Here is a 25635-nt window from a genome sequence, read left to right as displayed (position 1 = left end):
AAGCTCGTTGAGTGAACGATTAAGACAAAGTTAGCGAACGCGTAACATTTTCTTCAATCCGACTCAAAATATCTTGCGATTCTGACTTAATAAAGGGTTTTCCCGTTACTTTTTCGTAAAGTTCAATGTACCGCGCCGAAATTTGAAGAATCCATTCGTCTGACATTTCGGGAACTACTTGGCCTTCTTTTCCCTGAAAACCGTTGGCAATCAGCCATTCGCGAACAAACTCTTTGGAAAGTTGCTTTTGTTGAATCCCTTTTTGTTGGTTTTCTGCATAAACATCCGCGTAGAAATAACGAGATGAATCGGGCGTGTGTACCTCGTCGATGAGGTAAATGGTGCCGTTGTTAGACCCAAACTCGTATTTGGTATCCACCAGAATCAACCCTTGCTGGGCGGCCATTTCGGTACCACGAGCAAACAGCGCTAAGGCGTATTTTTCGAGCTGCGTATATTCTGCTTCCGACACAATGCCTTTGGCAAGAATATCTTCGCGCGAAATATCTTCGTCGTGGCCTTCGTGGGCTTTGGTAGTGGGTGTAATGATGGGCGTTGGAAGTTTGTCGTTTTCTTTCAAACCTTCAGGAAGCGTTACTCCGCACAACGTACGTTTGCCCGCTTTGTACTCCCGCGCGGCATGACCCGCCAAATAACCGCGAACGACCATTTCTACGGGATAGGTTTCGCATTTTTTGCCAAGGCTGGCGTTGGGGTCGGGAACCTCAAGAAGCCAATTCGGGACGATGTCGGCCGTTGCCCGCAGAAAATGCTCCGCAATTTGGTTCAACACTTGCCCTTTGAACGGAATAGCGCGGGGTAAAATGACGTCAAAAGCCGAAATTCGGTCGCTGGCAATCATGACCACGCAGTGTTCAAAACTATATACATCACGGACTTTGCCGCGGTAAAATCCCGTTTGGTTGGGAAACTGAAAATTGGTTTGAGTGAGAGTTTGCACGCTATGCGTAGTTTTTGGTGGATTTTTCTACCTTATATATTATATATACTACCACTTTCCTTTGGCGTCGTCGTTGGCGGTCGTTCGGTGGCGTTGTTGTTGTAAGTACTGAATTTCGGATGCTTTCAAAGATTCCAGAATAATCATGGCTTGTTCTTCGCTCATTTTTAAATTTTTGAGCTGGTTCAATAGATTTTTCTTCTCCTCCGTTTGTTTGGCCACTTGCTCCGTTTGGGGCTGGGGCGCATTTTTTTTCGGAGCTAGGTCGGGAGGCGTCTGCGGAGGTGCTTTGGCTTCTTTTTCTTTGCCATGATAGCGTTTTTTCAGTAGTTCATAGTTGTACTGCGCTTTATCATTATCGGGATTAAGCCGTAAACTTTGCCGAAAATAAAACAAGGCCTGCGCCGTATCCTTCTGCATGGTTTCGATAACCCCCAGTTGGTTCAAGGCCCTTGATGCCAAAAATGGATTAGACACCAAGGAGAGCTTGGCGTAGTATTTTTGGGCGTTGCGAAGCTGTTTCAACTGAAAATACGTATGCGCTAAATTGAGCCGAGATTCTGGTTCGGCAAAAAGCGAAGCCGTCGAAACATTCTGATAGGCTTCCAGCGCATGTTGATAGTCTTTCTCATTGTAGGCTTGTTGTCCCTCAATTTTTGCGCGGTTACTCCGTGAAATCGTGTCAAACGAACGATTGTCCCAAATCCAAAGCAGTAATGAAAAAAGCAACGACTCAATCATCGGTGGTTGGTCTAGTAAGGCGGTGCAAAGATAACGTTTTTTAATTTTTGGCACAGTTTTGGAGATATTGGACATATCGCCTTACATTTGATTCGTTTTCCAATTTGAGCGGTTATGTCAAAATCTAAAAAAGGAGTACCTCAACCCATAAAAACACCTCAGAAACAGCAAGTTGAATCAGATTCTTCTTCCGTTTTATCGACAGAAAGCTTCACTGGAGTAGAAGCAAAAACGCCCGTAAATCCCCCAATTAAGGACGAACTTTTTCGTAAAATTTTTTGGGGATTGGCCTTAGTTTTACTCATTGGTATGCCAATTCTTAGTACGCAGTACGGAATAACGGCCGATGAATGGGGAAACAAAGCCTATGGCGAACTGTGTTTGGATTATTTTACCAGTTTTGGTGATAAAAAAGAAGCACTTACTTATGCGCCTCGCGGAGGAGAGGTCATGTATTGTTATGGCCCTACGCTTGATTTAATTTCGGCGGCTATTTACCGTACGACTGGCGCCGATCCGTACCTGATTCGTCACATGTTACTCTCGCTCATGGGTGTCCTTATTTTTGTGGCAACGGGCTTGACGGGGCGGTTACTCGGTGGAAATTGGCGCACGGGTCTATTGGCCTTGATTTTTGCGCTTTTCTCTCCGCGTTTGTTTGGCGATTCGATGAACAACCCGAAGGACATCACTTTTGCGGCTGGCTATATTCTGACCATTTGTGCATTGATTAAGTTTATTCAAGAACTTCCCCAACCTTCGTGGAAAACAACCCTGTTGGCCATTGCAGGTATTGGTATCGGTTTGGGAAGTCGCGCACCAGGGTTGGCATTGGTAGCCTACGTTCCATTTTTTGTTGGGGTCGAAGTCCTTTTTCGTAAGCAAGTGCGTCAAGCTGTGTTTGGAGACAGTGCAGTGTTAAAAAATGTGGCCCTCAAAACGGGTGTAGCGACGTTGGGTGGCTATTTGCTCGGTATTTTGTTCTGGCCGTTTGCTTTGTCCAATCCGTTGAAAAACCCCTTGACGGCTTTAGAAACCTTGACTAATTTTCCTATCAGTATAAAAACCTTATTTGAAGGGACAAAAATATACTCAACGTCGCTTCCTTGGTACTACGTCCCTAAATACATGATGGTATCTACACCTTTGTATTTCTTACTGGGAGTGTTGGTGTTTTTGGTTGCTTTTCCGTTGGCGCGGCGGTATTTCAACCAGCGGTATTTGTTTTTGGTGTTGTTTGTTGCCCTTTTTCCGTGGTTGTATGGGGTATCAAAACATTCGGCCTTTTACAACGGCTGGCGCCATACCACCTTTATTTACCCACCTTTGTTGGCGCTAACGGCGGTAGGTTTTGAATATTTCTTCCGTCGATTGGGAGGTGTAGGTCAAAAAGCGCTCGCGGGCGTATTGGCCGTGTTGGTGGCGTTGCCTTTGTGGTTTATGATTAAAAACCATCCTTACCAATATACTTATTACAACGAATTGACGGGGGGTACCAAAGGAGCTTTTGCCAATTACGAAACGGATTATTTTGGGGTAAGTACCCGAGAAATCGCCGATTGGATGAAGACCAATATTCCAAACATCCAAAAAGATACGGTGGTCATTGCCAGCGATTATTTTGTGCCTTTGAAAGATTATTTTACCGATTATCCCAAGTTGAAAATGGCTTATCGCCGTTATTATCAGCGTTCTGAGTTTGATTGGGATTATGGTGTGTTTTTAACGGGACACCTCAACCCAAGTCACTTCCGAAATGCTGGGGTATTTCCACCTGCGGGAACTATACATAAGATTGAGGTCAACGGTGCTACGATTGGGTTGGTAATAAAACGCATCAGCAAAGACGATTTTATGGGTATTCAGTTGATTAAGCGAGGAAAAATTGCGGAGTCTATTCCGTATTTGGAAAAAGCCCGTCAACTTGACCCCAACAACGAGGTGGTTCGCTTGTACTTGGCCAATGCGTATGTGAACGTGGGTAAGTTTAATGAATCGTTGCAGGAATGTCAAAAAGCCTTGGAAATTTTCCCTGAATATTTGGGTGCGATGACTACCATGGCCATTGCGTATATTAATCTTAATCAAAATGACAATGCGGTATTTATGTTGAACGAGGTACTAAGTCAAGATCCTACCAACCGCGATGCGGCGCAGTACTTGGCCATCGCTTACGAACGACAAGGCAATACCGCCGCCGCCAACCAAATCAGGGCGCAGTTGCAACAACAACAATGATAGAATCACCGTTATTTTAGAAAATAGAAGAATCCCCGCCCTTGAATGAGCGGGGATTTTTAATTAGAAATTAAGTATTGAAAATAGGCTTTGTTGCCTCGAAAGGAGTAACTATGTAGGGTCAATTTTAATCACTATACACCAATAATTAGCAAACAGCCTAATTGTCAGTTATTTATGAATCGTAAACTTTTTTGTTCTTTCTTTTTTTGTATGCCTTTTTGCGGCCTAGTTGCCCAAAACCTCCAAATCCGCTTACAAGATGGTTCAAAGGCCGCGGTCATCGGAGCAACGCTTCGCTTGGCCGATCGTGCCGACTCTACCAAAAAAATGTACGCGGTGGCAGACACGGCGGGTGCAGCTCAATTTAAGGTGACGTTTGGGAAACAGTATTTGTTGGAAGCAACTTCCATTGGTTTTAAGCCCTTTCGGAAACTACTTTCTCCTACGGAGAACCAATCTTCTTTTACATTTTTGATGGAGGCCGACAAAACTACCCTCAATGAAGTGGTGGTCACGGCGCCTAAACCGTTGATTCAACAAGAGGATGATAAAACAATCGTTGATCCCGAGCCTTTGGCCAACAGCAGCACCAGTGCAATGGAAGTCATGGAAAAAATTCCTGGCGTTTTTATGGATCCCGACGGAAACATTTATTTGAGCAGTACGACGCCCGCCACGGTCTATATCAATGGCCGTGAGCAAAAACTAAGTACGGCCGACATTGCCTCCTTGCTGAAAAATCTCCCGCCAAACAGCATTGCCAAAATCGAAATTTTGCGAACTCCCTCGGCAAGGTTTGACGCCAGTGGCAGCGGAGGGGTGGTCAACGTGATTTTGAAAAAAGGGGTAAAAATTGGGGTGACGGGTAGCGTGAACGCAGGTATGAACCAAGGCCGCTTTGGAAATCAGTTACTGGGTGTGACGGTGAATAATAACGACGGTAAAAAAACATCGTACGTCGTGGTGAACTACAACCGCCGTAATTCCTACGACCAAGTTGAGACCGACCGTCCGTTTACCTTAGATTCGCTCTTGCGTCAGCGTTCCTATACCACCACCCCGAGTCAGACCTTTTATACAGGTTTTGGAATGGGCTTTACCCCTTCCAAAAAATGGGAGTTTAACTTTGACGACCGCATCTCGTGGAACCAATACCGTTCGTCGGCCGAAAACCACAATGAAATTACGCGACTAAGTGTCGATAAATTGGTGGTAGAAAACGTCAATCAGTTAGCAAGTAAAACCAAAGCGTTTCTATTTAACCAAGATGTATCGGCCAAGTACAAAATAGATACGCTCGGGTCGGAAGTGACGGCGGAGGCATCGTATAGTTTTTCAACGAATCAAAGTACTCAACTTTTTTCAACTGATTATTTGTTGCCCGCGCGTTTTGGTACGAGTGGTGATGGAGACATTGGCAACAATCGCCACGCTTTTAGTGCCCGCACAGACTTTAAATACCTTTTCCCGCAAAAATTGGTGGTGGAAGCAGGGTTGAAAACAGCTTTTCAGTGGTTTGAGAATGATACCAAGTATTTTAACGTTATTTCGGACATTCGTCGTGCCGATGTGGTTCGTACCCGTCAGTTCGATTATCACGAAAACATCAACGCAGCGTATGTCCAAGGTTCAAAAACGTTTAGTGCTTTTACGTTAAAAGCAGGCGTACGGTTGGAAACCACTTCCATGGACGGACGTCAACGGATTCCTACCGATACTTCTTTTCGATTGAAACGGGCAGATGTGTTTCCTTATGTGTATTTAAGTCGTCGATTGGCCAAAATTGCGGGGTATGAAATGCGTGGTTACCTGGTTTATCGGCGCTCGATTACGCGCCCCGTTTATGAATACCTCAATCCTTCGCAGCGGTATTTGGATCAGTATTTGTTTGAAACGGGCAATCCGACCCTGCGCCCGCAGTTTACCCAAAACATCGAAGCCAACATTAGTGTCGAAGAGCGGCCTATTTTTGCCATTGGGAAAAATTATACGAGCGATATTTTTACCAACGTGGTTTACCAAGACCCCAAAAACCCAAGCGTTGCGTTTCGTACTTACGATAATCTAGGCAAGAACGAAGAAACCTATTTTCGGTTGATGGGGGCCATTCCACCAGGGGGTAAGTACTTTTTTGTCGTAGGAACCCAGTACAATCACAACAAATATGAAGGTTTGTACGAAGGGAAACCCTTGACTTTTCAGCGCGGTTCGTGGTCCATTTTTACCTTTCACCAGCTCAAACTAGACAATCGCTCAACCCTAAGTCTCAACGGCTTTGTTCGACTTAATGGGCAGTTGCAGTTTTATGAGTTGAGCAATTTTGGCGGGTTGAATATGAACATCAACCGACGGTTTTTTAACCGAAAAATGACCGTAACGATGTCGATGAATGATATTTTTTACACCTTACGAAATGAATTTACGTTGAAGCAGGGAAGTGTAACGGCTTCGGGAATGCGTCAGGGAGATACGCGCCGTTTTGGGCTCAACTTGGTGTATAATTTTGGGATTCGTAAAAAAGAAGAGCGAACGAATATGATGAACTTCGAATCTTTGGAAAAAAGCGTGAATTAGTTTTAAATGCGTTAGCCGTTATTGGTTATCTGTTATCTGTTAACCGTTATCCGTTACCTGTTATCGGTTAACCGTTATCTATTAACCAGTAACCAATAACGAGTAACCGTTAACCAATAACAGCTAACACTTACTTCAGCAATTCTTTAATAATCAATGTCATAAGCGGCTCTGCTTGGTAAGCGGCCGCTAAAATTTTGCTCAATTCGGCCTTTTCAAGAGTTTCGGGAATGCACATGTCAGTAATGACCGAAATGCCAAAAACGGGGAGATTCATGTGGCGGGCCACAATCACTTCGGGAACGGTACTCATGCCCACGGCATCGGCACCAAGTTGGCGAAGCAGTCGGTACTCCGAACGGGTTTCGAGTTGTGGGCCTGTCACACTCACGTAAACACCTTTATGCGCACGAATTTGGTGTAATTCGGCAATTTGGGCCGCTTTTTCGAGCATAGAGGCATCATAAACTTCGCTCATGTCGGGAAAACGGTCGCCTAATTCGTGGAGGTTGGTACCACGGAGCGGGTTTTCGGGCAAAAACAAACTGATGTGGTCTTGAATCAGCATCAAATCGCTGGTTTGGTAGGCAGGGTTCAGACCTCCTGCGGCATTGGAAACAATCAGTTGCTCAATTCCCAACAGTTTCATCACCCGAACAGGAAACGACACTTGTTGCATCGAGTATCCTTCGTAATAATGAAAACGACCTTGCATACACACGACTTTTTTGCCCGAAAGGGTTCCAAACAATAGTTTTCCCTTGTGAGACTCAACGGTAGATACGGGGAAGTGAGGGATAGTCTCGTACGAAATACTTGCTTGAATTGTAATGTCATCGACGAGGCTACCAAGGCCAGTTCCTAAAATAATACCCACTTGAGGTTGAAAATCCTGCGTTTGGTTTTTAAGAAAGTCAACAGCCTCTTGAATGTGTGAAAATTCCATGCGTAAAATGAAAAATAAATGATGGGTGAAGGTCGATAAAATTTCTGTGATTACAAAAAAAGCCGATACCTACTCAGGCATCGGCTTTTTTTGTCAAATGATTATTGTTAAGGAATCAATTTCACGGTATGGCAACCTTTAGGGGCGCTAATTTTTGCCATTTGTTTGGTTAACGAGGGCGTACCACCTTTGTTGACTTTAAAAAATTCGACGCCACCGTCACGGCGACCGTAGTCGAAGTATTCAAAGACCGATACCGCCACGTTGTCGCCTGATTTGTCGAAGATAATGCTTTCAGGAGCAATGCCTTCAATTTCATAATCGGCCACTTTGGTTGCTTTGCCATCTTTTGCCAAAGACAAAAGTGAGACACCCGCTTTGCCTACGCTACCTTCCCAAGGTTGGGCGGAATTGGCTTTGTTAGCCGTTACGATCAACGCACCGTCTGGGCTAATGGCAAAACTTTCAACGCCAGCCGCTACGGGGGTTTGAGCCACTACTTTATGTTCGGCTGTTTTAGGATCAGCGGCGGTGGTATTAAACTGGATAGCTACGAGTTCACCCGCTGCACCGTCTTTTAAGTCAGAAACGATAAACAAACTACCATCAGGGGTAAACGAACCAGGGCCAGGTTTGCCCGTCAATTTTGCGGGAGTTCCGAAAGCTTCAAACGTAGCGATTTTTCCTTGTGGGTTGCGTTTTGCTTTGTAGAGCCAAATTTCTTTGGTTTCTTCCACCGTAATGGCGATAAATTCGCCTTCTGGATGCCAAGTGACGTCAGTAGCACGGGCATTTTGAAGATTGAGGGCGATAGGTACGTTACGCGTTGGCAATCCGCCAGCACCAATCTCGAACATGCGCAACTCTTTGGCGGCTTCTTCCGAGGTAATGAGCATATTGCTTCCCAACATATCGACGGCCAAAGGATTTTTACCCACGGTAACTTTACGCGTCGAAGGCTTGGCCATGTTTGAAATGTCAACAATGTACATGGTACTTCCCGCAGGGAAATCAGTGGCTACATTTTTAACCGTTTTCACACTGTCGGTAGTTTGACCACGCGTTTCAATGACGTAAGCGTAACGTCCGTCAGACATCACAGCGGCACTGCGCGACCAGCCAATGGCAGAGTTCGGAAGGGGGGCACTTCCAATTTCTTGTCCCAATTTCAAAGGAAGCGGATAGACGCTCAAAGCATCCTTTACCCCAACTTCTTTCATCAATTTTCCGTCAACTACCGCCGAAGCCGCCATGTCGCCGTCTGAAAGGGCCAAGATTCCGCGGGCATTAAATTCAATGGTGGGTTTTTGGGCAATGGCTGCGCTCGCACTTAACAACGCCATTCCCAATGTCAAACGCATTCTTTTCATGAGTTTTTTGTAATGGTTAACAGGTTATACAATCTATTACTACTAAGTATGAAAGCGCATAATACGAAAAAAACCTTTAAAGCACGGAGCTTTAAAGGTTTTTCTTTGCAAAAAAGTAAAATTTATGCAGTCGCTACCGCAAGACGATTAACGTGTTTCGCCAATTTAGACTTGAGGTTACTAGCTTTGTTTTTGTGAATGACATTCTTTTTTGCCAATCTGTCAAGCATAGAAGATACAGTTTTGTACAATTCTGATGCAACAATTTGGTCTTTGGTGTCACGCAACTTACGTACCATTGTACGCGTAGTTTTGTGTTGGTAGCGATTTCTAAGGCGTTTTGTTTCGTTGGCCCGGATTCTTTTTAATGCTGACTTATGATTTGCCATTGGTTTTATAAAAAAATAATGTATTTCTGTTCTATAAAAGGAGTGCAAAAATAGTCCTTATTTACTAGAGATGCAATTTTTTTGAAGGAAAATTATAGCAAATATTTGACAACGTTAGAAACGACCCTAATTCGTGTTTTGTAAGAAGGAAGAACAATTTATGGGCAATGAACCAAGGAATTTATACGTTTTAAAGTTTGTTTTTCGTTCTTTCGCAAAAATAAATCTTGTACGGAAATTTTATCGTACTTTTCGATTTTTACATCCTTATTTACCACATGTTTCTCAAACGCAGCCTTCTATCCCTGTCCCTTTGTGCCCTTTCGTGGGAGGCGATTCACGCCCAAAACACCCTCGGTTATACTGAGGCCGATGTTCACTACCGAAATGGGGTCGAACTTTTTGAAAAATCGAACTATTCGGCGGCCAAACAGGAGTTTCGTTATTATTTGGAAAAACGCCCAGCGTTGCTCAATACCAACGATTACACCGCCGTAAATGCCGAGTACTACACCACCCTGTGTGCGTTGTATGCCGATGCGCCCGAAGCAGAGTTGGCCGTCGATCGGTTTGTTCGCAATCACCCCGAACACCCCAAAGCAGCGCTTATCTACAGCGATTTGGGAAAGTATTATTTTGATCGGGGAGATTATGCCAACGCCATTACGTACCTTACCAAAGCATTGGACCGCAGTTCAAACTACTACGCTGCCACCGAAACCCGCTACAAATTAGGGTTGTCGTATTACAGCACGAAGCAGTTTGCGCCCGCACTCCGTTATTTTGCGGAAGTACAACAAGACGCCACCAGCGATTATTTTGCGCCAGCGGCATATTATGCGGGGGTCATCAGTTATCAAAACGGCAAATACGACGATGCTTACCGTAATTTCAAAAACATCGAAGCGCATCCACAGTATAAAATGGACGCCCCCAACTGGATTGTGTCTTCTTTGTACCAAGCCGAGCGCTACGACGATTTGATTGCCTACGCCGAGCCGTTGTTGCGCCGTTCGCAAGGAGGAGGAGTTAAACTGAATGACGTTGCCTTGTACGCTGCCGAAGTATTTTATAATCGGGGTAACTACGCCGATGCGGCCAAATATTATGCCCAGTATGTTCAATTGAAGGGACGTGAAACCCCCATGCCAGCGCCCATTCAGTTTCGTTATGGACATTCCTTGTTCAAAACGGGCAATTATCCAGGAGCGGTCGATCAATTAAAAGGTGTGGCAACCCGCAAGGACACGACGGGGCAGTTTGGGTCGTATATTTTGGCCATCAGCCACCTTCAAACCAAGAACCCCCAAGCGGCCTTGACGGGCTTTGACAATGCGGCCAAGTTGAAATTTAACAAAGTGATTCAGGAAGAAGCGTCTTTTAATCACGCCAAAGTGCAGTTAGAGCTCAACAACCAATCGGCGGCTTTTACGGAATTTCAGGAGTTTATCAAAAACTTCCCGAACAGTGAATACGAAGAGGAAGCCACCAAGCTGTCAATCCTAGCGTTGACCAAATCCAACAACAGTGCAGCTGCCGTGGCCTACATCGAAAAATTGAAGAAAATTGACGAGGCAACCAAAGCGGCGTATCAGCGCCAAACGATGAATTTGGGAATTGCTGATTTTAACGCCGAACGCTACGCCCAAGCAATTGTAAATTTTGACAAGTCGCTCAAATATACCCCCGATTCTGAAATTGCGTTGGCGGCTACCTACCAAAAAGGAGAAGCGTTCTCGGCCTTAAACCGCTACGGAGAAGCCATCCCGATGTATCAGCAGTTGATTCGGAGCAACCCCACGTCACCTTACGGCATTCGTAGTTTGTATGCATTAGGCTACGCCTATTACAATACCAAAGACTACAAAGCGGCGGTGACGAATTTCCAACAGTATATCACAAAAGGAAAAGGGGTGGGAGAGCCGCAAACGATTGAGGATGCTACTATCCGCATCGCAGATTGTTATTTGACCGATAAAAACTACGCGCAGGCCACCGCCATGTACGACAAAGCCATCAATGATGGCCGTTTGGATCGTGACTATGCCTTGTATCAAAAAGGGTTGATTTTAACATACCAAGAAAAAGACACGGAGGCAAAAGCGCAGTTTGATAAGGTAATTGCACAATTCCCTACTTCACGCTATGCCGATGACGCCTTGTTCCAGTCGGCCAACATTGATTTAGAAAAAGGGAATTACCAAGCATCCATTCGTGCTTATACGCGTTTGGTCAAAGACAAACCACGCAGTTATTTGATTCCGCCTGCGTTGTTGAAGCGCGCCTTGGCTTATAACAACATTCAGGTATATGAAGAAGCCATTCGCGACTATAAACAGATTTTGTCGGAGTATTCGGATGCTCCAGCGGCCAAAGAAGCCCTGCTAGGGTTACAAGCGACGTTGGAAAACGCAGGCCGTACCGAAGAAATGTCGAACGTATTGGCTGATTATAAGAAGAAAAATCCACAAAGTACCGAAACCGAAAAATTGGAATTTGAAACGGCCAAAGGGTTGTACGGCGACGGCAAGTACCCACAAGCCATCAAGGCACTCCAAAGCTTTATCCGCGATTATCCCAACAGTAAGCTAGCGACGGAAGCACGTTATTTGGGGGGAGAAAGCTATTACCGCAACAACGATAACGCCAATGCGCTCAAACTCTTTAGCTTGGTTATTTCGGAAGGTGATCAGCGGTTTTCACCCAAAGCAGCCTTGCGGGCGGGAGACATTGAAGTGCAAAACCAAAACTACCCGCAAGCGGTTCGCAACTTTAACTTGCTCTATGCCCAATCAGATAGCAAAACCGACCGCGTGACGGGCTTGATGCGTTTGATGGATACGTATTTTTCGATGAAAAAATACGATTCAACCGCTTACTACGCGCGGGAAGTGATGAATGCAGGAGACGTTATCCCTGGTTCGACCAAAAAAGCACAGATGCAAATTGCCAAGGTGTATATCGAAAAAGCAGATTACAAAACGGCGGATGCAGAATTGAAAAAAATAGTGGCTGCCAACAAAGACGAATTTGGGGCTGAGGCAAAATACTGGGCGTCAGAGTCGTTGTTTCGTCAGGGCAAATTGAAAGAAGCACAGGCGTCGGTGATGGAACTCAACAAACAATACGCCGATTATGAGCGTTGGCGGGTTCGTGCCTTTATTTTATTGGCCGATGTGTATGTAGGGCTAAAAGACCCCGACCAAGCCAAAGCCACTTTACAATCGGTCATTGAAAACGCCGAGGACAAAGACGCCATTGAGTTGGCCAAATCAAAACTAGCCGCTTTACAATAACCTTAGCACTTAAAAAGAATGAAGAAAGTCCCATCGATAAAACCTCTCCGCTTGCTGGTGGTAGCAAGTTGTTTTTCGCTGCCTGCGTTGGCACAAAAACAATCGGGAGAAATTGACAGCCAAACCTTTGAGATTGAGAAAAAGAAAAAAATTGAGCTGCCCCCCGCCAACCGTCTTTACAACAAACTGCAACCTTTTACCAGTGAAGAAGACAACCGAAAGCTGAATTATGAGTTTCGTACGCCCAAATTAACGCTCGGAACGCCCAAAATCACGCCTACGGTATTGCCTGTCAACGGGGAAAATAAGGAAGACGAAGGCGGCAACCTCAATAATTACGTCAAAGTAGGGGGAGGTAATTACGGTAAAATTTACGGAGAAACATTTATTGGAAACAATACCGAAGATTTAGCCTACGACATTCATTTCAAACATTTGTCTAACCAAACAGGACCCGTTGACGGTCAAAACTCGGCCAACAGCGAAAACCGCCTAAAACTCAACGGACAGTACATTGGTAATTCGTTTAAATTGGGTGGAACGGCCTTTTACGACCGCGACAACTACTATTTTTACGCCAATCGCTCGGCACCCAACGCCGAAATTTTGAAAGGAAATATCCGCCAAACAATCAACACCTTTGGCCTTCAAGTGGGGCTGGATAACATTGATAACAACAAGTTTATCGATTATTCCATTAAGACCTCATTGTACCGACTCAGCGACCGTTACAGTGCATCAGAGACCGATTGGGGAACCAATTTCTCGGGTTCAGTTCCCATTACTGAAAACATTTTTGCGTTGTTGAATGCCGATGCTTACGTTTCCCAACGCACCGATGCCGAAACGTTCAAACGGAACTTGTTTAGTGTTAAACCTGCTTTTAAATTTTCGTACGATGCCTTTACGGTAACGGCAGCTTTCAAAGCCGTCAACGAAACCGACGATCGCCTCAAAATCAACCGTACGGTTGGCTTCCCACAAGTAGAAGTGGATGCCGTTCCATTGGCGGGAGTACACGTATTTGCAGGCTACGGTGGCGACCTCAACCGTAATACATTGCGCTCCTTATTGGGCGAAAATCGTTGGCTAGGCCCTAATGTTACCATCGCCAATACCGAGCGTAGCCGTGATATTTACGGAGGTTTTAAGGGCGAATTAGGGCCTAGTTTTCAGTTTGAAGGAAAAGTGTCGTACGCAACGTTCAAAAACTTCTACGGCTTCAACAACGATTGGTTGGATAGCACCAAATTTGCGGTTGTGTATGATGCCGACTACATCAAAGTCTTGACCGTGTCGGCCCAAGTGGGGTACCAATATCAAAACATTGTTCGCTCAACACTTCGGGGAGATTTTTATGATTACAACGTCAAACGCCTAGAAGCACCTTGGGGCCGTCCCCGTTCGACCGTGACTTGGAATAACTCTTTTGTCTTTAGTAAAAAAATGTTTGCAACCATCGATGCCTATTACATTGGTGGGTTAAAAAACAAAAACTTTCAAACAGGCACAACGCACAACCTCAAGTCCATCGTCGATTTAAACCTAAAAATAGATTATTTGTTGACGCGTAATTTTTCAGCATTCGCTTCCATCAATAACCTATTAGGTAAGAACTACGAACGTTACTTGTATTATCCGCAACAGGGCCTCAACTTCTTAGCGGGATTGTCGTTTCAGTTTTAGATTATTTTTTTGGACGCCATACCGTTCTAATCTAAGCAATTAAGGCACTTTATTCGACCTAATTCAAAGCAATAGCCCACGCGGCTATTGCTTTTTTTTTATCTTCTCTGTACCTTAGTACCCAAATCCCCATAAACAGGTTACATAACAAACATGATTTCTGTCCTAGATTACACCCGTAAACTATTGTATGAACATGACTGCGTCGTGCTCCCCGATTTGGGTGGTTTTTTGGCGTATTTTAGTCATGCGTTTTACAGCGAGCAAAACGCCCTTTACCATGCACCGCAGAAGCGAGTAGCGTTCAATGAGGCGTTGAAACTAGACGACGGATTGCTGACTCACTACATGACCATCAACGAACAAATTACGCGGGAGGAAGCCCAAACGCGCATTCGTCAGTTTGTGGAGGAGATCAAAAATACCATCAAAGAAAAAGGAAACTATACGTTGGAGGGTATCGGTATCCTTGATACCAACGACGAAGGTAAACTTCAATTTGAACCAACAGTTGATACTAATTTCTACGCCGAAGGCTTTGGCTTAAAGTCAGTATCACTGGCCCCTGCTGCTTCCATTGACGTCGCTGGAAAAGCCAATGAGGATTGGACTTCTGACGACCGTCCTGCGGAAGAACTAGAACTAGAAATCCCGCGCCGTCGCCGTACCCGAATTGTGATGTACATTGGTGGAGTGCTATTGATTGGTACGGTGCTTTTTGCCAGCATCACCCAGTTTCCATCCGAAAGTTTAAAGTCAAGCCTCAATCCTTTTGAATTGGTGACGACGGTAAAGGGCTGGTTAGCAACTGATAAAAAAACTAACACTGTTAAAAAAGAAGAGGTTGTAGCGACTGAAAATGTGGTTGCACCGAAGGAAGAGGTTGTTAGTGAGGTAGTTGCTCAAGATGAGCCCGTGGTAGCGGTTCAAAAAGAGGAGCAGCCAGCAGCCGTTACAAAAGAAACGGCGAAAGTGGAGGCAAAACAAGTTATCCCCGTTTCAAACGAAGCAACGGTGGTAGCCCCCGCGCCAAGTTCGGATGTAAATGGCGAGTTTTTGGTGATTGCAGGTGGATTTTCTAAAATTGAAAACGCCCGTAACCTGACCGCCAAACTCCAGAGCCATGGCTATAACGATGCCACGATTTTGAATCCAGAGCCAAACGATGGTAAGCTTATCATTGTATCGGCCATCGCCTGTGAATCATCGGCCAAAGCCAAATCACAAGTTGCGCAAATCAGTCGCTTGGCAGGCGCAAAAGCGTACGTGATTCATAAATAACTTAGGTAGTAAATAATTAAAAAAGGGGCAAAAGCCCCTTTTTTTTGTGCTCGTATATATTTTACCCTTATTTTGCGTTAATTCAAAAATTACACACATTCACCCATGTCGATACTTGTCAATACGAAAGAAGACAGAGAGCACCAAATGATAGGATTAGCGGGTGCGACTATCATTACCTCTGCGCTTATTACGATTACACTTTTTGTGAAAATTTATCATGCGCTTCCCAAAACAGAAGCTATTGAGTACGTGGAAGTGAATTTCGGAACGGATGATGCGGGTTACGGAAAAATCCAGACCTATAACAAAGCGAGTGATTCACCTCGGGCTGAAAACGTAAAAAAATCGGATGATACGCCCAAGGTTAAAGCTACGCCCACCCCCAAAGTAACGCCGCCACCCACGCCCAAAGTTGAAACGCCTAAACCAGTAAAAACGGCGCCCGTAAAACCGCCAATTACGAGTAAATTGGAAAGTCCCGTCGAGACAAAGGCAGAAACCAAACCTACCAAAACGGAGTCAAAAGCAACGACCCCCGCGCCACCTGCTCCTACAAAACCTGCCCCTGAGCCCAAAAAAGTGGATGAAGATGCTTTGTTTAAAAAATCATCGGGTAGCTCAAAAGGAAGCAATGGAACCAACGGAACAGCCTCGGGAACGGGCGGTAATAACAATGGAGACAAACCTGGAACGGTAGGAGACCAAGGAAACCCCAAAGGAAGTATCGACGCTGGAAGTCTCTATGGTAAGCCAGGAGGGGCTAAAACAGGCCTGGCCCTCAACGTATCTGGGTGGGGAATGGGAGCTCGTCCGCAAGTGAATGACGACTCTGACGAATCGGGGCGGATTGTTTTTGAAATTACGGTGGACGATACGGGTGACATCATCGGCGTACGGGTGAAAGAATCAACCGTTAGCCAGTCGGTGGTAGAAGTCTATAAACGTGCAGTTAGCCGAATGAAATTGGTGCCAAAGTCAGAAAATGTGCCGTCCACGTCCAAAGGAACCATTACTTTTAACATCAAGAGTAGATAATTCTTTCCATAAAAAAATCCCTGAAAAGGGAATAAGGGGGCTAAATTGCCCCTTTATTTTTGTTATCCCATGAACTACGAACAAACCATCTCCTATTTGTACAGCCGCTTGCCCGCTTTTCATCGCGTAGGAGCAGCGGCGATGAAAGCAGGATTGACCAACATTACGGCCTTGTGTGAAGCTTTGGGAAACCCACATACTCAGTTTAAAAGCATTCACGTGGCAGGCACAAATGGCAAGGGGAGTACTTCACATTTGCTTTCGGCGGTGTTACAATCTGCGGGCTATACTGTCGGATTACACACCTCACCGCATTTAAAGTCGTTTACCGAACGCTTCAAAATCAATGGACAGCCGTGCCCGACGCAAACGATTGTGGACTTTGTCGCCAACCACCAAGGCCTTATTGAGCGCATACAACCTTCATTTTTTGAAATAAGTGTGGCGTTGGCGTTTGATTACTTTGCCCACCAACGGGTGGACATTGCCATCATAGAAGTGGGTTTGGGCGGACGGCTGGACTCTACAAACATCATTACGCCCCTTTTGTCGGTCATCACCAACATCAGTTTCGACCATACTGATTTATTGGGAGATACCTTAGAAAAAATTGCGGGAGAGAAGGCGGGAATTATTAAACCCCATGTGCCCGTTGTGATTTCAGAAACTCAGCCTGAGACGGAACCCGTTTTTCGGGCCAAAGCTCAGGAATGTCATGCGTCCATTGTCTTTGCTGATCAACGCTTCCAAATCATGGATACTTCGCTATCTGCTGGGTATCGAGAAATTACTATTAAGTCTATTACTTCGGTAATTAAAACCTACAAACTAGACTTACTTGGTAGTTATCAGGCTAAAAATGTCTTGGGTGTTTTGCAGGCGGTAGAAGAATTAAGAATGCAAGGGTGGGAGATAAGCGAGGCACAGCTAGAAGCAGGTTTATCCCAGGCTACGCAACTCAGCCAATTGAAAGGTCGTTGGCAAGTTTTACAACAAATACCAATGGTGGTGGCTGATGTCGCTCACAATGAGGGAGGACTCAAAGAAACCCTGAACCAACTCCATTACTACGATTACACGGGATTACGTTTTGTACTTGGTTTTGTCAAAGACAAAGACGTAGCTGGCGTTCTGGGGTTATTTCCAAAAGAGGCCACTTACTATTTTTGCGCGGCTGATTTACCAAGGTCTTTGCCTGCAATCGAACTACAAACCGTTGCGGCCACTTTAGGTTTATTGGGGGAGACGTATCCCTCGGTAACGGAAGCTTTCAACGCAGCTCTTAGTGAAACCTTACCTACCGATATTATTTATATTGGTGGTAGTACATTCGTAGTTGCTGAGGTGTAATAGTAGTCTATAAAACCTATTCATATTACTATATATGTCATATAAATAGGTTTAAATGTTTTTATTCAAAATGTGGTTTTTTGTACTTTTACAATTCGTTGAGAATTGATTATACAGTACCAGATTACAGTTAACTTTTAAATATTAAAATCTTGAGCCGTCAGAAACTTATACGTTTTGCTGCAAATGCGCTGGCTACCAATGTATTAGAGGTAGGGAAGCCCTTGTTTGAAACCATTAAAGGAAAATGGAACGAAACCTACTTTTTGAACAATAATCCCATTGTGCTTGAATTGGCGTGTGGAAAAGGTGAATATACGGTCGGATTGGCCCAAGTTTTTCTAGATAAGAATTTTATTGGCATTGATGTCAAAGGAGACCGCTTGGCGATAGGCAGTCAGCAGGCTATGGAACTTGGTTTAAAAAACGTGGCCTTTTTAAGAACGAATGTTGAGTTTCTCCAAAACTTTTTTGAAGCAGGGGAGGTTGCCGAAATTTGGATAACTTTTCCTGACCCGTTCAATATTAAAAAGAGCCTGAGGCGTCGATTAACGCATCCTCACTTCCTGGAGAAATACGTGGCTGTTATTAAAAAAGATGGGCTTTTGCATTTAAAAACAGATAATAGAGAGCTTTTTGACTTTACATTAGAGGAGCTTGGGCAGTTTGGGTTTTATGATTTGGTCGCCACTTTTGACCTTTATCAGTCAGAATTACACGCCGAGCACTTCGGAATTAAGACCCGTTTTGAGAAAATTTTTACAGAAAAAGGCTTTCCTGTTCACTATTTGAGGGGACGTTTTTTGAGAAATTAAATGGATCTAAAGGTGCTTCTTCATTGAATGCACCTTTTTTCTTTCTCCATAAATGAATAAATATTCAAATATGAATAAATTTTCATTATAAAAATAAGTATCTTATTATCAACTAGTTAACTGAATGTGTTTTGAGGAAAGGAATAGGAGAGGGCCATAAAAAAAGGGCTTTCTCAATCATGAGAAAGCCCTTTTAAATGAGGGAACCCTTATTACAATAGAAATCAAAAGCTGATTTTTCTCAATGTAATGAGAGGATTTTTCGAATTATTGAGAAATCAATTGTGCAAAAAACTTAACTGTACGAACAAGCTGGCTTACGTAGCTCATTTCGTTATCGTACCAGCTTACTGTTTTCACCAATTGTTTGTCACCAACTGTAACAACTTTTGTTTGCGTTGCATCAAACAAGCTACCGAATGAAGTACCGATGATGTCGCTGCTTACGATTTCGTCCTCGTTGTATCCGAAACTTTCGTTGCTAGCGGCTTTCATTGCAGCATTTACTTCTTCAAGCGTTACTTTCTTATTCAAAATAACAGTCAATTCTGTTAAGCTACCAGTGATTGTTGGTACACGTTGCGCACCGCCGTCCAATTTTCCTTTTAGTTCAGGCAATACTAAGCCTATTGCTTTAGCGGCACCTGTGCTATTAGGAACAATGTTAGAGGCAGCAGCTCTAGCACGTCTCAAATCGCCTTTAGGGTGAGGAGCATCAAGGGTATTTTGGTCGTTTGTATAAGCGTGAACAGTGGTCATGCTACCAATTTCGATGCCAAAGTTGTCGTTTAATGCTTTTGCCATCGGAGCAAGGCAGTTGGTTGTACAGCTTGCGCAGCTAATAATTGTTTCAGAACCATCCAAGATAGAGTGGTTAACGTTGAAAACAATCGTTTTAAGGTCACCAGTAGCAGGGGCGCTGATAACAACGCGTTTTGCACCAGCAGTAATGTGTGCTTCTGCTTTGGCTTTATCAGTAAAGAAACCAGTACATTCTAATACTACATCCACGTCGTGTGCTCCCCAAGGAATTTCTGCGGGGTTTCTTTGAGCATAGATAGTAACTTCTTCACCATTAACGATAATACTATTATCTGTAGATGTAACAGTTTCGTTGAATTTACCTTGAGCTGTGTCGTATTTTAGCAAATGGGCTAGTACAGAAGGGCTAGTAAGGTCATTAATAGCTACTACGTCAATGCCTGGCATGTTGTAAATCTGACGGTATGCTAATCTTCCAATACGTCCAAAGCCGTTGATTGCTACTTTTACTTTTGTCATTTTGCTTTTTGGTGGTTTAATGGGACATCTTTATTTACTTTCATGGGCAAAGATACTTATTTCTTTTTTATTTGTTAAAGGATTATTTTTTAGCAATATGATGATAAAACAGCTTACCTCACTTTAGTAGATATTAGTATTTTTTACTAACAAATAGACGTATTTTTAGTATTTATGCAGTATTATTGCTAAATACTTAGCATAACGCTTAGTATACTGCTAATAATCCTACTAATTAGTCGATAATGGTGCTAAATTAAATACTAAACCTACAATTTGGCTAAAAAGGATTATAACAAGCATTAGTAAATATAAACCAAAACGAATGGATACAAATAGACAATAGAGTAGGAGAGTAAAACAGACGTAAAGTTGGAAAAGAGTGTATTTATTAGTAAATTACAGTATAAACCCAAAAGAAGGTAAAAGCATTGAAACATACGTATCACAGAAACTACAGTGCAAGAAACGCTGAACAAGGACATAAAAGCCACAAGACACATTTACAAGCAACGAAATAATATAATCCTATAGAAAAGTACATTTTTGCATATTAAAGAAATTAAGAGTGTTATAACCTTAAATAAACCTATATCAGAAGGTTAGATTAATTTAATTGAAGTACAACTTTAATCAAGAATGAAAGAAAAAGTACAAATTGAAGCTGCTTGGGAGAACAGAGAACTCACCAAAGACCCAGAAATCATCAAGGCAGTAGAAACAGTTATCACCGCCTTAAACGATGGAAACATCAGAGTTGCAGAACCAACAGCAGAAGGATGGCAAGTAAACGACTGGATTAAGAAAGCAATCCTCCTTTATTTCCCCATCCGTCAAATGGAGCTAAAGGAAGTTGGTATATTCGAATACCACGACAAGATGAAACTAAAAACTGGCTACGACGCTTTAGCCGTACGGGTCGTACCACCAGCTGTAGCACGCTTTGGAGCGTATTTAGCAAAGGGGGTTATTCTCATGCCTTCTTATGTTAATATCGGCGCCTACGTTGACGAAGGCACGATGGTCGATACTTGGGCAACTGTTGGTAGTTGTGCCCAAATTGGAAAGCACGTGCACCTTAGTGGAGGCGTAGGAATAGGTGGCGTATTGGAACCACCACAAGCAGCGCCTGTCATTATAGAAGATGGTGCTTTTATTGGATCACGCTGTATCGTAGTAGAAGGTGCTCACATTGGAAAGCGTGCAGTTCTAGGAGCGGGAGTAACCATTACTGGTAGCTCAAAAATTTTGGATGTGACTGGTGATACCGTCATCGAATACAAAGGATACGTTCCTGACGATTGCGTGGTTATTCCAGGAAGTTATCCAAAAACCTTTCCAGCGGGCACTTATCACGTGCCATGTGCTTTAATTATAGGCAAAAGAAAGGCCAGTACCGACTTAAAAACATCGCTTAATGATGCTCTCAGAGAAAATAACGTTGCTGTTTAAGCAGGCGAGGAGAGAGGGACTATTATGCATTATAAAAAAAGAGACACTATAAGTGTCTCTTTTTTTGTGCTATTACCCCATAAAAATTACTGTCGTGTCAGCAAACTCTTCCAATAGTGAGAATTACCTCTGCTATCTTCAGCAATTGTTGATGCAAACATAAATCCAAATTACAATGTTTACAAGTAAATTATGGTAAATTTTTTTCAATTGCTCGAAAAGGCCATTTTACGGCAATTACACAAGGTATTGCCGTAAACAAAAATCAACTGCCTATAAATGAGATAGTTGCATTCATTTACAAGTGTTTACAAAAATGCGCAAAATCAAATATGTAAACATCCTGTAACCACAAATCAATTAACTTTAGTAAACATTATATTACTCATGTAAACATATATTTGTTTATTGTTTACATATTATTACATTTGTGTAAATAATAACTATTTACAATTCTATGGCAATCTATTCCGATTTTACCGACACTCGCTTTCTAAAAAATAATAAAATACGGGTAATCCTTGATGAAAACCATTTGAACGCTTCCCAGTTTGCGGACGCTATCGATGTGCAACGTTCTACCATTTCTCACATCTTAGCCTACCGAAATCGCCCAAGTCAGGACATTTTGGAGAAAATAGTGGCTTGGAACCCAAAATACAGCTTCGATTGGTTTAAAACCCAGACCCCTGAAGAGGACAAAATAATAGCTAAACTCATTGAAAATCAGGGCTATGGAGGTGCAAAACTTCAAGCACAAACGGCGTCAGAATTGCGTGAAAAAGAGAAGTCGAACAAGATTACAGCTACAGTGGATTCTCGTTCTTCACAAATCAAGCAAGAACCTGTCGCAACTTCGTTTTCCAGTGAAGTTTCAAAACCTCGCAAGGCGGTGCTTATAACCATTGTTTATGACGATGGAAGTTCCCAAGTAATTCCCGTCGATCCTAACTCTAAGATAAATCAATTACTTGGTCAGTAGTTTCCGCTTCAATTTACCCTGTTTATCACGCAAGCGCTTTTGATTTTAACTTTAAAAGTATCTACCAAAAGCGCTTGCGAATCTTGATTTGGAATCAGTTTTATTTAACTTTTTAAGCCCATAAAACGGTTAAAAATATCAAGATATAAAAATGGATTCCTTTTATGATTAAATCGCTTAGGTGGCTCTTTATTGATTATTTGAAAGTTATCAAACCGCATTGCTTTGCTAAAAAATGTGTTTGCTTTTATCCTCAATGGGGGAGCATTCTATCATCAAATTATTAAAAAATATTAATATGCAGACTAAATAGACTTTATGTTCATGAAACAGTACAAATACTTCATAATACACTAGCTATCAGACTATTACAAATAATAGTTTCACACATGTTTCACAAATGTTCCACGTGAATACATAACTATCTCATTATCAATAGCTTATTTTTTTCACTTCAAAAGGGTAGAAGAGTGGGGTTTAGGGCCAGGTAACACGCCCTTGAGAACGCAACTGCCGCGCTTGTAAAATTTTTAAGAGATGCGGGTATTTAAAGTTCAATTTATAAAAACCTTGCGAATCAAGTTTGATGTGCTCGGGTAACAATCCAAAAGTATCGGCAGGCAGCAAAACCTCCATTCGAGCAATAGGAACATTATGCCCATCAATGGTCGAACAAATGGTATAAAGGCACTCAATGTCATCGTAGCTAAACCGACCTACGTAGGCCAGTAGCTGGGCGCAGAAAGATTCCGCGTCATTAATCGATACCAAATTGATGGAGAGCGTCGCATTCATAAAATACGTTCCCGTTCCTTTATAAATCCCGTTCAACGACCGTACAATCACTTTACCGTCGGAGCCTATACTTACCAAATCCTTGATAATTAATTTTCGCTCTTCATCTAAGTAATACCGTTCGTACTTTCCATGAAGATGTCGAATGCTCTGGTTTTGCTCAACGGGAAAATGTTCTTGGGCTTTTTCATAAGCGCTCGCTGAGTCGCTATTAAAAAAATAATCCTGAATATCCGTTGGCATCGGCATTTGCTGACGACGCTTCTTGACATTCTTGGTCGTTTTTTTCAAATAAGTTTTTACACCATTATCTCTATTCTATTGTACCTATATATTGTTATTTTATCCTATAGTTACCTGTAAAGAGAAAGAAATAAATGTATTATAATTTACATTATGTTAAATAAAACATTTACTATTCTAACCTCTGCCTTAAATGCACTGTATTTACAACCTTTTTATACAAAAACACGTCTTTCTCTTACTTTGTATAAACTAATTTTGAACCATTACATATTCCCATGAAAACCATCATAATCACCTTATTTTTAGGCATTTTGATAACGGCTTGTCAGTCTGATGTAAATCCTAACCATGTTTTGACAAAAGCAAAACTTGTCAATGCACTCGCAGTTGATGGCTGTGGCTGGCACTTTGAAGTAAATTTGACCGATGAAATTGGCTCCTATGTTGCCAACGATGCTTCTAATGAGAAAGTAAACGCCTTAATCTCGCAAGCAAAAGATCAATATGGTATTTACGTTCTGGAAGTCGAAATGAGCTTTGAACTCACTGGGAAGAAGAAAAAAGTCACGTGTGGCTGGGGTAAAACTCCCGAATTTGACGAGATTAATATCCAAGAAATCAAGGTTTTACATTAGCCCCCTCCCCTCCCACGCACAAAAAAAGCAGCATCGTTCAGATGCTGCTTTTTAATTTTAATGAAGTTAATTTTGGTTATTTTGCTTCTTCACAAACAACTTTTTTCTCTTCAAATTGCTTCAAAATAGTATCCAATTGCTTCATAATCTCTACCACTTGCTCTTCTTCTTTGATGGCTTTTGCCTTCACGAAGTAAGGTTGTGCTTGCTTAAATTTACCACACACTTTGGCTTCTACTTCTTTACCTTTCGTGTTGTAGTCTTTCATGTCCATCGCATCAACCACAGCTTTCATTTCAACTGCTTCGTTGAAATAAAATACGCCTAAATTGAAAAGTGCGTCATAATTGTTGCCATCAATGCTCAATGCTTTGTCGTAGGCTTCTTTAGCTGCCGCACGTGATACATTTTGCTTGGCTGTCAAATCCGCTAATTTTGCACTTACATCCCCCAAAGCAGCCGCTTCTTCTTTTGCTTTTGCTAACTCTGCTTTAGCGGCTTCCCACTCTACTTTGTTTTCCTTCTGCTTGGTTTCAGCTTCAGTTTTTTGGCGCTTTAAATCCGCATTTTTAGGTTGTTTTGCAATTAAACCAGCAATACGCTTAATTTCATCCGCAAAAACCTTATCAGTCTCTTCTGCATCTTTGATTTTACGTTCTACACTAGTCGTCTTTTTTGCGCCATCTTTCAATTTACGAATTTCAGCGGCAATGACTGCGCCTTCGTTGTCATTGATGATACCCAAGTTCAACGGATATTGGGCATTTTTAGGATCAAGCTCAATCAATTCTTTCAAACCAGCCTTAGCTTCTGTCATTTTATTCATATCCAAGTACACATTTACTTGCTCTGACTTAAAAGCAGCCTTACTTGCTGGAAGCGCTGTCATTCCTCTTTCAAGGATTTTGAGCGCCTTATCGTTTTGCTTTTCTACCCGGTATAACTGAGCCAATAACGAATAGTTGCTGGCATCTTTACCTCCTTTGTCGATATAGCTTTCCATCATTGTAGCCGCCACATCATTTTTTTGGCTTTGCATGGCGCTATAAGCTCCGTATAATGGTGCTAAGGTATCTTTTGGATTAACTTCTTGGGCTACCGTAAAAAATTTAATAGCACCTGCATAATTCTTCACTTGAAACTTCTCAGCTCCTTGTTTAACAAGCGCTTGCCCCAAGTTCACACCAGAGTCATCTGTACCACCTGTTAAAAACTTTTGGGCTTCTTTGGTTACTTTTCCTGGCTTTGTCGCATCCACCTCTACTGCTTTTTTGAAAGAATCATAGGCCACCATTGCAGCACTTGAGTCCATTTCTGTGTATAAGCGAGCGATTTCATCATAGAGCTTACCGCGATCTAACCAGGTTGAAGATTTTGCAGCCGCTTTTGGATCTGCAATTGCTTTATCACTTTTCTCTTTGTCTTTTTTCTTTTGCTCTAACAAAAGTTTGTCCACCTGAGCCGAGGCAGAAACGGTAAACAATCCGAAAGCAGACATTAAAAACAGCTTCTTCATTTTTGGATTCGTTGTGTTAAGTGTTAAGTTGAAAATTTGT

The 25635-nt window shown here is 42.8% G+C and carries 19 protein-coding genes; 11 read left to right on the top strand and 8 right to left on the bottom strand.

Features of this window, described 5'->3' with window-relative positions:
• Nucleotides 1-19: 19 nt before the first annotated feature.
• Together FHS57_RS09560 and FHS57_RS09555 are read right to left on the bottom strand one after the other, a co-directional pair.
• Complete coding sequence (locus FHS57_RS09560; protein WP_183972892.1) at nucleotides 20-961, bottom strand: phosphoribosylaminoimidazolesuccinocarboxamide synthase; 942 nt, start codon at nucleotides 959-961, stop codon at nucleotides 20-22.
• A gap of 48 nt (nucleotides 962-1009) precedes the next feature.
• Nucleotides 1010-1756: a tetratricopeptide repeat protein gene (locus FHS57_RS09555; protein ID WP_183972890.1), complete on the bottom strand. Its 747-nt coding sequence runs from the start codon at nucleotides 1754-1756 to the stop codon at nucleotides 1010-1012.
• A gap of 60 nt (nucleotides 1757-1816) precedes the next feature.
• Between FHS57_RS09555 and FHS57_RS09550 the strand changes: the two genes are divergently transcribed.
• Together FHS57_RS09550 and FHS57_RS09545 are read left to right on the top strand one after the other, a co-directional pair.
• Nucleotides 1817-3940, top strand: a complete 2124-nt coding sequence (locus FHS57_RS09550; RefSeq protein WP_183972888.1) for a tetratricopeptide repeat protein — start codon at nucleotides 1817-1819, stop codon at nucleotides 3938-3940.
• 177 nt (nucleotides 3941-4117) lie between these two features.
• Nucleotides 4118-6517, top strand: coding sequence for an outer membrane beta-barrel protein (locus FHS57_RS09545; RefSeq protein ID WP_183972886.1), 2400 nt, complete (start codon nucleotides 4118-4120; stop codon nucleotides 6515-6517).
• Between the two features lie 130 nt (nucleotides 6518-6647).
• Here the strand turns inward: FHS57_RS09545 and FHS57_RS09540 are convergent, their stop codons facing one another.
• The 3 genes from FHS57_RS09540 to rpsT all read right to left on the bottom strand — a co-directional run bounded on the left by FHS57_RS09540 (nucleotide 6648) and on the right by rpsT (nucleotide 9222).
• Nucleotides 6648-7463, bottom strand: a complete 816-nt coding sequence (locus tag FHS57_RS09540; protein ID WP_183972884.1) for a purine-nucleoside phosphorylase — start codon at nucleotides 7461-7463, stop codon at nucleotides 6648-6650.
• Between the two features lie 107 nt (nucleotides 7464-7570).
• Complete coding sequence (locus FHS57_RS09535) at nucleotides 7571-8833, bottom strand: lactonase family protein (RefSeq protein ID WP_183972882.1); 1263 nt, start codon at nucleotides 8831-8833, stop codon at nucleotides 7571-7573.
• Between the two features lie 122 nt (nucleotides 8834-8955).
• A complete protein-coding gene (gene rpsT, locus FHS57_RS09530) occupies nucleotides 8956-9222 on the bottom strand; it encodes a 30S ribosomal protein S20 (RefSeq protein ID WP_122930544.1) in 267 nt (88 codons plus the stop codon).
• Nucleotides 9223-9500: 278 nt separating this feature from the next.
• Here rpsT and FHS57_RS09525 point away from each other — a divergent pair, with 278 nt between their 5' ends.
• The 6 genes from FHS57_RS09525 to trmB all read left to right on the top strand — a co-directional run bounded on the left by FHS57_RS09525 (nucleotide 9501) and on the right by trmB (nucleotide 18688).
• A complete protein-coding gene (locus FHS57_RS09525) occupies nucleotides 9501-12518 on the top strand; it encodes a tetratricopeptide repeat protein (RefSeq protein WP_183972880.1) in 3018 nt (1005 codons plus the stop codon).
• Between the two features lie 18 nt (nucleotides 12519-12536).
• Nucleotides 12537-14204 carry a TonB-dependent receptor gene (locus tag FHS57_RS09520; protein ID WP_229601295.1) on the top strand — a complete coding sequence of 556 codons (1668 nt, stop codon included), beginning with the start codon at nucleotides 12537-12539 and terminating at the stop codon, nucleotides 14202-14204.
• A gap of 153 nt (nucleotides 14205-14357) precedes the next feature.
• Nucleotides 14358-15485 (top strand): HU domain-containing protein, encoded by a 1128-nt coding sequence (locus tag FHS57_RS09515; protein ID WP_183972878.1) that lies wholly within the window; start codon nucleotides 14358-14360, stop codon nucleotides 15483-15485.
• A 105-nt stretch (nucleotides 15486-15590) separates the two neighbouring features.
• Nucleotides 15591-16523, top strand: coding sequence for an energy transducer TonB (locus FHS57_RS09510; RefSeq protein WP_183972876.1), 933 nt, complete (start codon nucleotides 15591-15593; stop codon nucleotides 16521-16523).
• A gap of 69 nt (nucleotides 16524-16592) precedes the next feature.
• Nucleotides 16593-17873 (top strand): bifunctional folylpolyglutamate synthase/dihydrofolate synthase, encoded by a 1281-nt coding sequence (locus FHS57_RS09505; RefSeq protein WP_183972874.1) that lies wholly within the window; start codon nucleotides 16593-16595, stop codon nucleotides 17871-17873.
• 152 nt (nucleotides 17874-18025) lie between these two features.
• Nucleotides 18026-18688, top strand: coding sequence for a tRNA (guanosine(46)-N7)-methyltransferase TrmB (gene trmB, locus FHS57_RS09500; protein ID WP_183972872.1), 663 nt, complete (start codon nucleotides 18026-18028; stop codon nucleotides 18686-18688).
• A 267-nt stretch (nucleotides 18689-18955) separates the two neighbouring features.
• Here trmB and gap read toward each other — a convergent pair whose 3' ends face one another.
• On the bottom strand, nucleotides 18956-19969 hold the full coding sequence (gap, locus tag FHS57_RS09495; protein WP_122930549.1) for a type I glyceraldehyde-3-phosphate dehydrogenase: 1014 nt from the start codon (nucleotides 19967-19969) through the stop codon (nucleotides 18956-18958).
• A 639-nt stretch (nucleotides 19970-20608) separates the two neighbouring features.
• Between gap and FHS57_RS09490 the strand changes: the two genes are divergently transcribed.
• Nucleotides 20609-21421, top strand: coding sequence for a 2,3,4,5-tetrahydropyridine-2,6-dicarboxylate N-succinyltransferase (locus tag FHS57_RS09490; protein ID WP_183972871.1), 813 nt, complete (start codon nucleotides 20609-20611; stop codon nucleotides 21419-21421).
• Between the two features lie 457 nt (nucleotides 21422-21878).
• Nucleotides 21879-22403 (top strand): helix-turn-helix transcriptional regulator, encoded by a 525-nt coding sequence (locus FHS57_RS09485; RefSeq protein ID WP_183972869.1) that lies wholly within the window; start codon nucleotides 21879-21881, stop codon nucleotides 22401-22403.
• 477 nt (nucleotides 22404-22880) lie between these two features.
• Here the strand turns inward: FHS57_RS09485 and FHS57_RS09480 are convergent, their stop codons facing one another.
• Nucleotides 22881-23489, bottom strand: a complete 609-nt coding sequence (locus FHS57_RS09480; RefSeq protein ID WP_183972867.1) for a hypothetical protein — start codon at nucleotides 23487-23489, stop codon at nucleotides 22881-22883.
• A gap of 230 nt (nucleotides 23490-23719) precedes the next feature.
• Here FHS57_RS09480 and FHS57_RS09475 point away from each other — a divergent pair, with 230 nt between their 5' ends.
• The gene (locus tag FHS57_RS09475) at nucleotides 23720-24079 is read left to right on the top strand and encodes a hypothetical protein (protein ID WP_183972865.1); all 360 of its coding nucleotides are present in this window, start codon (nucleotides 23720-23722) and stop codon (nucleotides 24077-24079) included.
• Between the two features lie 76 nt (nucleotides 24080-24155).
• Here FHS57_RS09475 and FHS57_RS09470 read toward each other — a convergent pair whose 3' ends face one another.
• Complete coding sequence (locus FHS57_RS09470; RefSeq protein ID WP_183972863.1) at nucleotides 24156-25595, bottom strand: tetratricopeptide repeat protein; 1440 nt, start codon at nucleotides 25593-25595, stop codon at nucleotides 24156-24158.
• Nucleotides 25596-25635 lie beyond the last annotated feature (40 nt).

Origin of the sequence: Runella defluvii (assembly GCF_014195535.1) — a bacterium.
GTDB lineage: Bacteria > Bacteroidota > Bacteroidia > Cytophagales > Spirosomataceae > Runella > Runella defluvii.
Note: the sequence above shows the minus strand (reverse complement) of the source record. Positions and strands in the feature narration are given on the sequence as shown.

Bases quoted from the DNA above. Each gene is read 5' to 3' on its own strand.
- FHS57_RS09550 (WP_183972888.1), top strand. From the start codon at position 1,817: ATGTCAAAATCTAAAAAAGGAGTACCTCAACCCATAAAAACACCTCAG.
- FHS57_RS09545 (WP_183972886.1), top strand. From the start codon at position 4,118: ATGAATCGTAAACTTTTTTGTTCTTTCTTTTTTTGTATGCCTTTTTGC.
- FHS57_RS09540 (WP_183972884.1), bottom strand. From the start codon at position 7,463: ATGGAATTTTCACACATTCAAGAGGCTGTTGACTTTCTTAAAAACCAA.
- FHS57_RS09535 (WP_183972882.1), bottom strand. From the start codon at position 8,833: ATGAAAAGAATGCGTTTGACATTGGGAATGGCGTTGTTAAGTGCGAGC.
- rpsT (WP_122930544.1), bottom strand. From the start codon at position 9,222: ATGGCAAATCATAAGTCAGCATTAAAAAGAATCCGGGCCAACGAAACA.
- FHS57_RS09525 (WP_183972880.1), top strand. From the start codon at position 9,501: ATGTTTCTCAAACGCAGCCTTCTATCCCTGTCCCTTTGTGCCCTTTCG.
- FHS57_RS09520 (WP_229601295.1), top strand. From the start codon at position 12,537: ATGAAGAAAGTCCCATCGATAAAACCTCTCCGCTTGCTGGTGGTAGCA.
- FHS57_RS09515 (WP_183972878.1), top strand. From the start codon at position 14,358: ATGATTTCTGTCCTAGATTACACCCGTAAACTATTGTATGAACATGAC.
- FHS57_RS09510 (WP_183972876.1), top strand. From the start codon at position 15,591: ATGTCGATACTTGTCAATACGAAAGAAGACAGAGAGCACCAAATGATA.
- FHS57_RS09505 (WP_183972874.1), top strand. From the start codon at position 16,593: ATGAACTACGAACAAACCATCTCCTATTTGTACAGCCGCTTGCCCGCT.
- gap (WP_122930549.1), bottom strand. From the start codon at position 19,969: ATGACAAAAGTAAAAGTAGCAATCAACGGCTTTGGACGTATTGGAAGA.
- FHS57_RS09490 (WP_183972871.1), top strand. From the start codon at position 20,609: ATGAAAGAAAAAGTACAAATTGAAGCTGCTTGGGAGAACAGAGAACTC.
- FHS57_RS09485 (WP_183972869.1), top strand. From the start codon at position 21,879: ATGGCAATCTATTCCGATTTTACCGACACTCGCTTTCTAAAAAATAAT.
- FHS57_RS09475 (WP_183972865.1), top strand. From the start codon at position 23,720: ATGAAAACCATCATAATCACCTTATTTTTAGGCATTTTGATAACGGCT.
- FHS57_RS09470 (WP_183972863.1), bottom strand. From the start codon at position 25,595: ATGAAGAAGCTGTTTTTAATGTCTGCTTTCGGATTGTTTACCGTTTCT.